The organism is Burkholderia sp. NRF60-BP8 (assembly GCF_001522585.2).
Lineage (GTDB): Bacteria > Pseudomonadota > Gammaproteobacteria > Burkholderiales > Burkholderiaceae > Burkholderia.
In genome coordinates this window covers 635,598-648,117 of sequence record NZ_CP013374.1, presented here as the reverse complement: position 1 = coordinate 648,117, position 12,520 = coordinate 635,598, and the positions used below count along the sequence as shown (strand labels likewise).

Genomic DNA, 12,520 nt, shown 5'->3' with positions numbered 1-12,520 from the left:
GATGTCCGCAGTCATCGAAACCCAGAACGCCGCGCCGCGTCTCGCGTTCGCGCGCAGCGAATATGCCGCGCGCATCGCGAAGACGCGCGCGGCGATGGAGCGGGCCGGCATCGACCTGCTGATCGTTACCGACCCCACCAACATGAGCTGGCTGACCGGCTACGACGGCTGGTCGTTCTACGTGCACCAGTGCGTGCTGCTGGCGCTGGACGGCGAACCCGTGTGGTTCGGCCGCGGCCAGGACGCGAACGGCGCGAAGCGCACCGCGTTCATGGCGCACGAGAATATCGTCGGCTATCCCGATCATTACGTGCAGTCGACCGCGCGCCACCCGATGGATTACCTGTCGACCGAGGTGATCGCGGCGCGCGGCTGGAGCACGCTGCGCATCGGCGTCGAGCTCGACAACTACTACTTCAGCGCGGCGGCGTACGCGTCGCTGCAGCAGCATCTGCCGGCCGCGCGCTGGCTCGATGCGACCGCACTCGTCAACTGGCAGCGCGCGGTGAAGTCGCCGCGCGAGATCGAGTACATGCGCGTGGCCGCGCGCATCGTCGAGCGGATGCATGCGCACATCGTCGAGACGATCGAGCCGGGCATGAAGAAAAGCGACCTGGTCGCGCAGATCTATGCGACCGGCATCGGCGGCGCGGACGGCTTCGGCGGCGATTATCCGGCGATCGTCCCGCTGCTGCCGACCGGCGCGGACGCGGCCGCGCCGCACCTGACCTGGGACGACTCGACGTTCTCGCGCGGCGCCGGCACGTTCTTCGAGATTGCCGGCTGCTACCGCCGCTATCACTGCCCGCTGTCGCGCACCGTCTATCTCGGCAAGCCGCCCGCGCACTTCATCGACGGCGAGCGCGCGGTGGTCGAGGGCATCGAAGCGGGACTCGCGGCCGCGAAGCCGGGCAACGTATGCGAGGACATCGCGAACGCATTCTTCGCGGTGCTGCGCCGCGCGGGCATCGAGAAGGACAGCCGCTGCGGCTATCCGATCGGCGCGAGCTATCCGCCCGACTGGGGCGAGCGCACGATGAGCCTGCGTCCGGGCGACCGTACGGTGCTCGAACCCGGCATGACGTTCCATTTCATGCCCGGGCTGTGGCTCGACGACTGGGGGCTGGAGATCACGGAAAGCATCCTGATCACCGAGACCGGCGTCGAGACGTTCTGCAACGTGCCGCGCAAGCTGTTCGTGAAGGAGTAGGCGATGCGTGCTTCTCCGATTACACCGACCGTCGATTTCGACGCGGACGGCGAACAGCACGGCTTCCTGAAGCTGCCTTACTCGCGCGACGATTCCGCGTGGGGGGCGATCATGATTCCGGTGACCGTCGTGAAACGCGGCGACGGGCCGACGGTGCTGCTGACCGGCGGCAATCACGGCGACGAATACGAAGGGCCGGTCGCGCTGTCGAAGCTCGCCGGTTCGCTGAAGGCGGCCGACGTGACGGGCCGCGTGATCGTCGTGCCGTTCATGAACTACCCGGCGTTCCGCGCCGGTTGCCGCACGTCGCCGATCGATGCCGGCAACCTGAACCGCAGCTTCCCGGGCCGGCCGGACGGCACCGTGACCGAGAAGATCGCCGATTACTTCCAGCGCCACCTGCTGCCGCTCGCGACGCACGTGTTGGACATTCACGCGGGCGGCCGCACGCTCGACTTCGTGCCGTTCGCGGCGATTCACGTACTGGAAGACCGCGACCAGGAGGCGCGCTGCGAGCGCGCGATGCGCGCGTTCGGCGCGCCGTATTCGATGCGCATGCTGGAACTCGACAGCGTCGGCCTGTACGACAGCGCGGCGGAGGAAGCCGGCAAGGTGTTCGTGTCGACCGAGCTGGGCGGTGGCGGCACGTCGACGGCGGCGAGCGTCGCGATCGCGGAGCGTGGCGTGCGCGGCTTTCTCGCGCATGCCGGCGTGCTCGCGCGGCGCGCCGGCGCGGGCGGCGCGCCGCGCACGACGACGCTGCTCGACATGCCGGACGGCGCCTGCTACACGACCAGCGAGCATCGCGGCTTGCTCGAGATGTGCGTCGATCTGGGCAGCGAGGTCGAGGCCGGCGACGTGCTCGCGCGCGTGCACGACATCGACCGTACGGGCGTCACGCCGGTCGAATACGTCGCACGGCGGCGCGGGCTGCTCGCCGCGCGGCATTTTCCGGGCATCGTGCAGACGGGCGACACGATCGCGGTGGTGGCCGACATCGTCGAGCGCAACATCCCGGTGGCGGCCTGGGGCGACGCATAACGTGATCAAGCTCGACCGATACGACCTCGCGATCCTGCGCCTGCTCGAGCGCGACGGGCGCATCACGAAGTCGAAGCTCGCCGAGGCCGTGAACCTGTCGATTTCGCCGGCCTGGGAGCGCGTGCGCAAGCTCGAGGAAAGCGGCGTGATTCGCGGCTATCGCGCGGACGTCGACTGGATCGGCGCGTTCTCCGGCAGCCGCATCGTGGTCGAGGTGACGCTGTCGCGGCACACGGCACCCGACATGCGGCGCTTCGAGGATCGCGTGGCCGCGGCGCCCGAGGTCGCGCAGTGCTATGCGACGGGCGGCGGCGTCGACTACGTGCTGCACGTGGTCGCGCGCGACATCGACCATTACCAGCGCTTCATCGATGCGTTGCTGATGGAAGACCTCGGCATCGAGCGCTACTTCACGTACATCGTGACGAAGGTCGTGAAGTGCGGATCCGGCGGCGCGCCGGACTGGCTGTGAAAGTTCGCGCCGGCGCGTGGCAATACGGAAAAAACCGGCATTTCAGGCGGTGCAAACCGAAATTTCCGCATGCGCGGGCGCGACACAATGAAGTCCGTGCCCACCAACGAGGAGACGCAGCATGCTGCCCGGACACCCCGTTCTGTTCAAGTCGACCTGTTACGTCGACGGTCGCTGGATCCACAGCGACAGTGCCGCGACGGTCGCCGTCGTCAACCCCGCCGACCAGGCGGTGATCGGCCACGTGCCGATGCTCGAACGCGCGCAGATCGTCGCGGCCGTCGACGCCGCGCAGCGCGCGTACGGAAGCTGGCGTTGGACGCCGCAAGCGGTGCGCAGCGCGGCATTGCTGCGCTGGCACGCGCTGATCCTGCGTCACGTCGACGATCTGGCCGCGCTGCTGTCGCTGGAACAGGGCAAGCCGCTGGCCGAAGCGCGCGGCGAGATCCGCTATGCGGCGAGCTTCGTCGAATGGTTCGCGAACGAGGCGAAGCGCGTCGCCGGCCGCACGATTCCGACCCACATCGACGGCGCGCATCTCGGCACCGTGATGGAGCCGGTCGGCGTCGCGGCGCTGATCACGCCGTGGAATTTCCCGGCCGCGATGATCACGCGCAAGGCAGCGGCCGCGATCGCGGTCGGTTGCACCGTGGTCGTGAAGCCCGCGCACGAAACGCCGTTCTCGGCGCTCGCGCTCGCTCAGCTCGCCGACGAGGCAGGCTTCCCGGCCGGCGTGTTCAACGTGGTGCTCGGCGAGCCGCAGATGGCGATGGAAACGCTGGTCGGCGACGCGCGCGTGCGTGCGGTGAGCTTCACCGGCTCGACGCGGGTCGGACGGCTCGTGACCGAAACCGCCGCGAAGGCCGGCATCCGCAAGATCGCGCTCGAACTGGGCGGCAATGCGCCGTTGATCGTGACCGAGGATGCGGAGGTCGACCAGGCGGTGCGGATTGCCGTCGGCGCGAAGTTCCAGACGTCGGGGCAGGACTGCTGCGCGGCGAACCGGATACTCGTCGCGCGCCCGTTGTACGACACCTTCGTCGAACGGTATGCGAACGCGGTGCGCGCGTTGAAGACGGGGCCCGCGTTCGAGCAGGGCGTGGACGTCGGTCCGCTGATGCATCAGGCCGCGTTCGACGCGACGGTGGCGCGCGTCGACGATGCGCGGGCACGCGGCGCGCGCATCGTCGCGGGCGGGCGGCCGCATGCGCTCGGCGGCTGGTTCTACGAGCCGACCGTGATCGCGGATGCCGCGCCCGGCATGCGCGTGGTCGACGAGGAAAACTTCGCGCCGATCTCGGCCGTCAGCGCGTTCGACACGCTCGACGAAGCCGTCGAAACGGCCAACGACACCGAGTACGGCCTCGCCGCCTACGTATGCGCGACGCGCATCGACACGATCTTCCAGCTCGTGCGGCGGCTCGATTTCGCGATGGTGTCGGTCAACGGCGTGAAATTCACCGGCGCGCCGATTCCGTTCGGCGGGATGAAGGCGTCGGGCCTCGGGCGCGAAGGCGGCACCGAGGGCTTCGAGCCGTTCACCGAAACCAAGTACTTCTGCCTCGGCAATCTCGGCCTGCCGGTTGCGGCGACGGCCTGACCCATTCAAAGGAGCACATCATGCAAAAATCGATCGACGCACTGCTGCGCGAGGACCGCGCCCACTTCATGCACCCGTCGACGCACGCATACGATCACGAGACCGGCGCGCTGCCGGGCAAGATCGTGCGCGGCGGCGAAGGCATCCGCATCGAGGATCACCAGGGCAAGCGCTATATCGACGCGTTCGCCGGCCTTTACTGCGTGAACATCGGCTACGGCCGCACCGAAGTCGCCGACGCGATGTACGAACAGGCGAAGCAGCTCGCGTATTACCACACGTACGTCGGCCACGCGTCGGACGCGATCATCGAGCTGTCGTCGCGCATCATCGACTGGTCGCCGGCGGGGATGAAGAAGGTCTATTACGGGATGTCGGGTTCCGACGCGAACGAGACGCAGGTCAAGCTCGTCTGGTACTACAACAACGTGCTCGGCCGCCCGAACAAGAAGAAGATCATCTCGCGCGAGCGCGGCTATCACGGCTCGGGCATCGTGACGGGCAGCCTCACGGGCCTGCCGAGCTTCCACCAGCATTTCGACCTGCCGATCGATCGCGTGAAGCATACGGTGTGTCCGCACTGGTATCGCAAGGCGCCGGCCGGCATGAACGAAGCGCAGTTCGTCGCGTACTGCGTCGACGAACTCGAGAAGCTGATCGCCCGCGAAGGCGCCGACACGATCGCCGCCTTCATCGCGGAGCCGGTGATGGGCACGGGCGGCATCATCGAACCGCCGGCCGGCTACTGGCCCGCGATCCAGGCCGTGCTGCGCAGGCACGACATCCTGCTGATCTCCGATGAAGTCGTGTGCGGGTTCGGGCGTCTCGGCTCGAAGATGGGCGCGCAGCACTTCGGGATCGCGCCCGACCTGATCACGGTCGCGAAGGGTCTGACGAGCGCCTATGCGCCGCTGTCGGGCGTGATCGTCGGCGAGAAGGTGTGGGACGTGATCGCGCGCGGCTCGCAGGAGCACGGGCCGATGGGGCACGGCTGGACGTATTCGGGCCATCCGGTATGCGCGGCCGCCGCGCTCGCGAACCTCGCGATCCTGGAGCGCGAGAACCTGGTCGGCAACGCAGCCGACGTCGGCGGCTACTTTGGCGCGAAGCTGCGCGACGCGTTCGGCGCGCATCCGCTCGTCGGCGAGGTGCGCAGCGTCGGCATGCTGGCCGCGCTCGAGTTCATGGCCGACAAGGACGCACGCACGCCGTTCGATCCCGCGCTGAAGATCGGCGCGCAGGTGTCGGCGGCCGCGCTGCAGCGCGGCGTGATCGCGCGTGCGATGCCGCACGGCGACATTCTCGGTTTCGCGCCGCCGCTCGTGATGACGCGGGCAGAGGCCGACGAGATCGTCGCGATCGTCAAGGATGCAGTGGACGAGGTTGCCGAGCGGAACCTGTCGGCCGTCGCGTGATGTTCGAGCGGTCCTGATGCGCGCTTCGGCGCGCGATGCAACGCCGCCGCATGCAAGTGCGGCGGCGTTTTTTCTTGCCGATACGGTCTGGAAAAGGCGTCGGTGCATCGCCTGAGGTGCACGTCGGCTACCGACATATCATCAGTAGTCCCACACGACTGGAACGAAACGGAACCCGTCGCCGTGCCTTGCAACATGGCCGATGGACGGGAACGCGACATGGGCCGCGGCGAGCAGCGCACCGGTGTCCGCGGCTTCGTTGAACAGCGCGATACGCACGTCGACCGCCGCGTCCGGATCGTGTTCGAAGCCGTTTTGCCAGTCGGGATGGTCGAAGTTGACCTCGAAAATCGCGTCGCCCGCGAACGTCAGCTTTTCTCCGTTCGATGCGACGTCGACCACGCAGTGCCCGGGCGTATGGCCGCCCGTCACCCGCGCCGACACGCCCGCGGCGACTCCCACGGTCCGGTCGAACTGCACGATGTTCTCGCCATAGAGTTCCACGAACCGCGCCGCCGCCTTGCGCAGCGCGGGCGGAACGGTTTCCGGCATCACCGTCTTGCTGAAGTCGGGATTTTTCCAGAACGCCACTTCCGCGGCCGATACGTGAATGCGTACGTCCGGGCGCAGCTTCGCCTTGACGCCGTCGACGTTCAGCCCGCCGACATGGTCCATGTGCATGTGCGTGATCACGATGTCGGTGATCGCGGCCAGGTCGATGCCGGCCGATTCCAGACGCATGACCGAGCGCCCGGCGCGCGTGAAGTATTCGAAGCCGTCGCCCACGCCCGAGTCGATCAGGATCAGGCGATCGCCGCTGCGCACGAGCGCGATGTTGAGCGCCCAGTCGAACATGTCGCGTTGCAGGAAGCGGCCGTCGAACCATGCGTTGCGGTCCGCTTCGCTCACATTGGTCGACATGGTGGAAGTCGGCAGCGGCAGCACGCCGTCGCTGATCAGCACGACATCGACTTCGCCGATGCGCACGGCGTAGCGGGACGAAACGAGCTCGCCCGAACCTTCGTTGCCCAAGCGGGCGATGACGGGCTGGACGTTGCGGATGGGTGCGTTCATGTTCAGTAATCCTGTTCGTCGAGTGGGGATCGAGCCGCGCGACGCTGCGCGGTTCGCGAGCGCGATCGTGACGATCGCGCGCTTCGGTTCGACCGGATTTCGATCGAACGTTGCCAGCGATTGTAGTGACGGCCGACACACGCCAACAGCGTTGCACGCGTGCACATCGTGTTGTCCGGGCGACAACAATCCGACAGCGGGCTTCGCCGCTCGAAATGCACATCGCCCGCCGTCCGTTGCCGGACGGCGGGCGATGCAATGGATGCCGTTTATGGGAAGCCGGGCGCCGCCGGCGCGCGGGTCAGCCCGGCTGGCCGGGAAGAGTGTCGCCGCGCAGCGAACACCCGCGCGTCTCGATCACCGCCAGCAGCGCGATCAGCCCGACCGCGCAGGCGGCCATCATGTAGTAGGCGGGAATCAGCGCGTTGCCGGTCTTGCCGATCAGCCAGTCGTTGACGATCGGCGCGGTGCCGCCGAACAGCGACGTCGACACGTTGTACGCGATCGCCATGCCCGCATACCGGACGTGGGTCGGGAACATCGCCGGGAACATCGCGGAAATGGTGGCGAGCTGCGGCACGTAGAGCACGCCGAGCACCGCGAAGCCGATGAAGGCGCCGAGCGGACCGTGCGTCATCAGCGTGAACATCGGCACGGCCGCGACGAACAGCCCGACGAGCGAGATCCACCACATCGTCTTGCGGCCGACGCGGTCCGACAGCCAGCCGGCGAACGGCAGCAGCACCATCATCGCGAGCATGCCGATCAGCGGAATCAGCAGCGACATGTTCTCGCTGACGCCGAGCTCCTTGTGCATGTAGGTCGGCATGTACGCGAGCAGCACGTAGTTGACGACGTTCAGCGCGACGACGAGCCCGCCGAGCAGCAGCAGCGGCTTCGCGTAGCGCACCAGCAGCAACCGGATCGGCAGCGCGGCGAGGACGTTTTTCTCGCGGCGGTGCGCCTGTTCCTCGAGTTCGCGGAATACCGGCGTTTCCTCGAGGCGCGAGCGCAGATAGAAGCCGATCAGGCCGAGCGGCGCCGCGACCAGGAACGGCAGGCGCCAGCCCCACGCATGCATCGCCGAATCGCCGAGCAGCAGCGCGAAGCCGAGCATCAGGAACGCGCCGAGCGAGAAGCCGGCGAGCGTCGCGAATTCGAGAAAGCTGCCGCACAGGCCGCGCCGCGAATCGGGCGCGTATTCGGCGATGAAGGTGGCCGCACCCCCGTATTCGCCGCCGGTCGAGAACCCCTGCACCATGCGCAGCACGATCAGCGCGGCCGGGGCGAGCCAGCCGGCCGTCGCGTAGCTCGGCAGCAGGCCGACGAGCAACGTCGCGCCCGACATCGTCAGGACCGTCAGCGCGAGCACGCGCTTGCGGCCCAGCCGGTCGCCGAGCGGCCCCCAGAACAGGCCGCCGAGCGGGCGGATCAGGAACGAGATCGCGAACGTGCCGAGTGCGAACAGCGTCGCGCTCGCGGTGTTGCCGGGAAACAGCGCGGCGGAAATGTACGCGAGACCGTACGCGTAAATACCGTAATCGAACCATTCGGTCGCATTGCCGAGGGCGGCGGCCGCGATCGCGACCCGCGGCAGACAGTGCGGCTCGTCGCCGCGTTGGGTGGTCGCGTCGTCGGGAGTCGACGACGCGGCGGAAACGGAAGTCCACGATGGCACGTATCGCATGAGGGATCCTCGCTATCAGCATGCGCCCGGGCGGGCGCCGACGAGGATCAAAGTAATCCCGCCAATTTGCGATGCCGGATGTCATAGGACGATGTGGGGATCGGGGTTTTCCCGTGCCGGGCTGGGGGCTGGCGCGGGCCGCCGCTGGCGCTTCGCGGCGCCGGGCGGCGAACGGCGGTAAGCTGCACGCTGCCATGCAGGTCGATCGGACCGTGCAGCGCGTGGCGTCCCTTTTTTCACCTTCCATCAGGAGCGCGTATCGTGGCGACCTACATCGTTTTTACGCGGGAAAGCACGCAGGACCAGCATGAGCTCGACACCTATTCGAGCCAGGTCGGTGCGACCCTTGCCGGCCATCCGGTGAAGGTGCTCGCCGCATACGGGCCGCAGGAAATTCTCGAGGGGGACGGCCCGGAAGGCGTCGTGATCGTCGAGTTCCCGTCGAAGGAGGCCGCGCACGCGTGGTATCACGGCCCCGAATACCAGCGGGTCGTCCAGCATCGGTTCAAGGGCGCCCGCTATCGCGCGGTGCTGGTCGAGGGCGTCTGAACGCGGCCGCGCGTCGTTACCGGACGTGCGGCTGCAACGCCCGCAACCAGTACGCGACGGCCACCGCCCCGCCGTCCGGCGTACCGATCGCCCGCTCGCCCAGATAGCTTGCCCGCCCCGCGCGCGGCGTCATGCGCGCCGTTTCCTGCGCACCTTGCTCGGCCGCTTCGACGGCCGCCATCCATGCGCTCGCGGGATCGCGATCGCCGTCCAGCGCGCGGCTGAATGCGTCGACGGCCGGCACCAGTGCATCGAGCATCGTCCGGTCGCCCGCCCGCGCGCCGCCGAGTTCGCCGATCGAATCCACCGCCGCGCGGAATGCCGCTGCCCAGTCGCGCGGCGACGGCTCGGCGATGTCGGCCAGCCGGCGCGACGCGCGCAGCAGCGCGGTCGCGTAGAACGGCCCGGAACTGCCGGCGATCGCGCGGCGCAACGCGGCGCCGAGCGCCGCGAGCGCACCCGATGGCGTGCCGTACGCGGTGTCGGGCAATTCGAGGATCGTCTGCGCGGCGCGCCGCATGCTCGCGCCGAGATCGCCGTCGCCGGCTGCCGCATCGAGATCCGTCAGCGTCTGCTCGTGATCGATCAGCGTCTGCGCGACCGCGTGCAGCGCCGGTTGCAGGCGCGCGGCCCACGCGCGACCGGCCGCATCGAGCGGCGGCGGTGGCGCGTCCTGCGACGCGGCCGCGGCCACGCGGATCCGCGTGTTCACGAGGCCGCCGCCCGGCCATGCGCGCGCCTGCGTCGGCGCATCGAGCAGCGCCGCGCGCTCGTCGTTCAGCCGCAGCACCGAGATCGAACAGCCGGGCATGTTCAGCGCGGACAGGAACGTGCCGGCCCACGCGCGGGCGACGACGATGCCGCGCCGGCTCAGGTTGTCGAACGCGGCGCGCAGCACGATCGCGAGTTCCATGTCCGGCGTCGCGCCGAGGCCGTTGACGAACAGCGCAACGCGTTCGTCGCGGTCGAGCACGAGATCGGCGACGATGCTCGACAGCAGCGTGTCGGCCAGCGCATCGGCCGGCAGCGGCGCGCGGCGCTCGACGCCTTTCTCGCCGTGGATGCCGAGGCCCAGCTCGATCTCGTGATCGGCGAGGCTGAAGCCGGACTTGTCGGCGCCCGGGATCGTGCAGCCGTCGAGCGCGACGCCCATCGTGCCGAGCTCGGCCGCCGCGTCGCGCGCGATGCTCGCGACGCGGGCGAGCGGCAGCCCGCGCGCGGCGGCAGCGCCCGCGAGCTTGTGGATCAGCACGGTACCGGCGATCCCGCGTCGCTGGCCGCGCTCGACGCGGCCGCGCAGCGACACGTCGTCGGCGACGATGACGGTTTCGACCGGAATGCCTTCCGCGCGCGCAAGCTCGGCGGCGAGCCCGAAATTGAGCCGGTCGCCGGTGTAGTTCTTCACGATCAGCAACGCGCCGTTCGGGCCGGCGCTCGCGCGGATCGCGGCGAGCACGGCGTCGGTCGACGGCGACGTGAACACTTCGCCGCACACGGCCGCGCTCAGCATCCCTTCGCCGACATAGCCGCCGTGCGCGGGCTCATGGCCGCTGCCGCCGCCGGACAGGATCGCGACCGGCCGCTGCGACGGCTCGGGCAGCGGCTGGCGGACGAGCACATGCTCGTCGCCGAGGATCGCGAGATGCGGCGATTGCCGCGCGATGCCTTCCAGCATTTCTCGCACGACGTCGGACGGGCGGTTCACAAGCTTTTTCATGGCGACGGATTCCGGACGGGTGAACGGGGTTCGGCCGGGCGCGCACGGGCGCCGGACGACTTTCGTTTTCGTGTTGCGGAGGATCGTGCGTGACCCGTTGCCGGTCGCCGACGGTCGCATGACGGGCGACCGGACGCGGGGCGGGCAACGAAGCGTGCGCTTCGCGCCACGATACATCAGGTTCGGACGTCGCGGCGCAGATCGCGACGCGATGGCGCCCGGGGGCGCAGCGGCGGCGCCGCTATTTCAGCGCGGAAATCGCCTTCGCGCGAATCAGCCGCGCACGCAGCACGTTACGGCTGATGCCGAGCAACTGCGCGGCCCGGATCTGGTTGCGGTGACTGAATTCGAACGCGACACGCATCACCGTGTCCTCGATACGTTCGAACAGATTGCCGTGCCCTTCGTCGAACAGGTCGCGCAGCGCGTGTTCGAGCGCTGCCTGCGCGTCGGTGGACGAACCGGCTGCGGGCGCGGCAGCGGTCGGCAGGCACGACGGCGCGATGTGCAGGTCGGTGTCCTGCAGCGCGTCGTGCCGGCTCACCAGCAGCGCGTGATGGATCACGTTCTCGAGTTCGCGGATATTGCCGGGCCAGCCGTGTGCCTCGAGCCGGCGCTCGGCGCGTGCATCGATGCGGCGTGGCCCGCCGCCGAGCCGGTCGCGGTAAATGTCGAAGAAGTGGCGCGCGAGCGGCAGGATGTCGCCCGGGCGCTCGCGCAACGGCGGGACCGCGAGCTGCACGACGTTGAGCCGGTAGAACAGGTCGCCGCGAAACCGCCCGGCCGCAACCGCCTGCTGCAGGTCGACGTTGGTGGCCGCGACCACCCGGACATCGACCGGAATGCCCGTGCGCGAACCGAGCCGCACGACCTCGCGCTCCTGCAGAACGCGCAGCAGCTTGACCTGCATCGCGAGCGGCAAGTCGCCGATTTCGTCGAGAAACAGCGTGCCGCCGTGCGCGGCTTCGAACCAGCCGGGCTTCGCGCTGAACGCGCCCGTAAACGCGCCTTTCTCGTGACCGAACAGTTCGCTGTCGACGAGCGTGTCGGAGAAGGCGCCGCAGTTCACCGCGACGAACGGCCCGTCGCGACGCGCGCCGAGCGCGTGCACGTGGCGCGCGATCAGCTCCTTGCCGGTGCCCGTCTCGCCGACGATCAGCACGTTCGCGTCGCTCGGCGCGACGCGGCGAACCTGTTCGAGCAGCGCGAGCGAATGCGGATCGGCGAACACCTGCGCATGCGCGCGGGCCGGCGCGTGACGTTCGGGCAACGTGAGCACCGGCGCCGCGTGCCCGGCGGGCTGAAGTCCGGCCGGGTCGCGGGACGCGGCGACGACGCGAAGATTGAACGGGCGCGGCGATGCGGAAATGGAAGTCATGGCGATGAACCGTTGGATGGCCGGGCAAAGCGGGCCCGTGCCGGCGGGCGCCGCGGTGTGGCTGCTGCGTAGTCAGCAGAGTGTTGAACGTTTCGCCGCGCGCGAAAAGCATCGATTTCTGATAACCAAAGCGCGATTGCTGCGGAACCTGCAATGGCGAGCAAGAGCGGCGGTGCGACGACGTCGAAGCGTCGAATTCGACGCTGGCGCGCGCGATGCGTTGCTGCCTGATCAGCAGTGCATCAGCAAATCCGCTGCGCCCGGTTCATCGTGGCGCGGAATATCGATGTGACGCGTGAGCCGGGATGCTTGCCACTATCGCGCATTTGGCGGAACGCCAGTGCCGGCGGGCGATGGCAAAAAATTTCGTCATCCAG

11 protein-coding genes are annotated in these 12,520 nt (G+C 68.7%); 7 read left to right on the top strand and 4 right to left on the bottom strand.

Translation table 11 applies throughout. The features are described from left to right. Position 1 precedes the first annotated feature (1 nt). The 5 genes from doeA to WS54_RS32550 all read left to right on the top strand — a co-directional run bounded on the left by doeA (position 2) and on the right by WS54_RS32550 (position 5,738). Positions 2-1,210 (top strand): ectoine hydrolase DoeA, encoded by a 1,209-nt coding sequence (gene doeA / locus WS54_RS32570; RefSeq protein ID WP_059781987.1) that lies wholly within the window; start codon positions 2-4, stop codon positions 1,208-1,210. 3 nt (positions 1,211-1,213) lie between these two features. Beyond that, positions 1,214-2,251, top strand: a complete 1,038-nt coding sequence (gene doeB, locus WS54_RS32565) for a N(2)-acetyl-L-2,4-diaminobutanoate deacetylase DoeB (protein WP_059781985.1) — start codon at positions 1,214-1,216, stop codon at positions 2,249-2,251. 1 nt (position 2,252) lies between these two features. Continuing rightward, positions 2,253-2,723: an Lrp/AsnC family transcriptional regulator gene (locus WS54_RS32560; RefSeq protein WP_034208857.1), complete on the top strand. Its 471-nt coding sequence runs from the start codon at positions 2,253-2,255 to the stop codon at positions 2,721-2,723. A 121-nt stretch (positions 2,724-2,844) separates the two neighbouring features. Next, a complete protein-coding gene (locus WS54_RS32555) occupies positions 2,845-4,323 on the top strand; it encodes an NAD-dependent succinate-semialdehyde dehydrogenase (RefSeq protein WP_059781983.1) in 1,479 nt (492 codons plus the stop codon). A 20-nt stretch (positions 4,324-4,343) separates the two neighbouring features. Continuing rightward, the gene (locus tag WS54_RS32550) at positions 4,344-5,738 is read left to right on the top strand and encodes an aspartate aminotransferase family protein (RefSeq protein WP_059781981.1); all 1,395 of its coding nucleotides are present in this window, start codon (positions 4,344-4,346) and stop codon (positions 5,736-5,738) included. 141 nt (positions 5,739-5,879) lie between these two features. Here the strand turns inward: WS54_RS32550 and WS54_RS32545 are convergent, their stop codons facing one another. After that, positions 5,880-6,812, bottom strand: coding sequence for an MBL fold metallo-hydrolase (locus WS54_RS32545; RefSeq protein WP_059781980.1), 933 nt, complete (start codon positions 6,810-6,812; stop codon positions 5,880-5,882). A 301-nt stretch (positions 6,813-7,113) separates the two neighbouring features. Continuing rightward, positions 7,114-8,499 carry an MFS transporter gene (locus tag WS54_RS32540; RefSeq protein WP_059781978.1) on the bottom strand — a complete coding sequence of 462 codons (1,386 nt, stop codon included), beginning with the start codon at positions 8,497-8,499 and terminating at the stop codon, positions 7,114-7,116. A gap of 261 nt (positions 8,500-8,760) precedes the next feature. Here WS54_RS32540 and WS54_RS32535 point away from each other — a divergent pair, with 261 nt between their 5' ends. Then, the gene (locus WS54_RS32535; RefSeq protein ID WP_034208862.1) at positions 8,761-9,048 is read left to right on the top strand and encodes a DUF1330 domain-containing protein; all 288 of its coding nucleotides are present in this window, start codon (positions 8,761-8,763) and stop codon (positions 9,046-9,048) included. 16 nt (positions 9,049-9,064) lie between these two features. On the opposite strand, the gene WS54_RS32530 is transcribed toward WS54_RS32535, so the two are convergent. Beyond that, a complete protein-coding gene (locus tag WS54_RS32530; protein WP_034208863.1) occupies positions 9,065-10,765 on the bottom strand; it encodes a dihydroxyacetone kinase family protein in 1,701 nt (566 codons plus the stop codon). A 241-nt stretch (positions 10,766-11,006) separates the two neighbouring features. Beyond that, positions 11,007-12,143, bottom strand: a complete 1,137-nt coding sequence (locus WS54_RS32525) for a sigma-54 interaction domain-containing protein (RefSeq protein WP_082725101.1) — start codon at positions 12,141-12,143, stop codon at positions 11,007-11,009. Here WS54_RS32525 and WS54_RS32520 point away from each other — a divergent pair. After that, positions 12,142-12,435, top strand: coding sequence for a hypothetical protein (locus WS54_RS32520; RefSeq protein ID WP_080747843.1), 294 nt, complete (start codon positions 12,142-12,144; stop codon positions 12,433-12,435). The two genes, WS54_RS32525 and WS54_RS32520, sit on opposite strands and share 2 nt — an antisense overlap. The last annotated feature ends 85 nt before the right edge of the window (positions 12,436-12,520 follow it).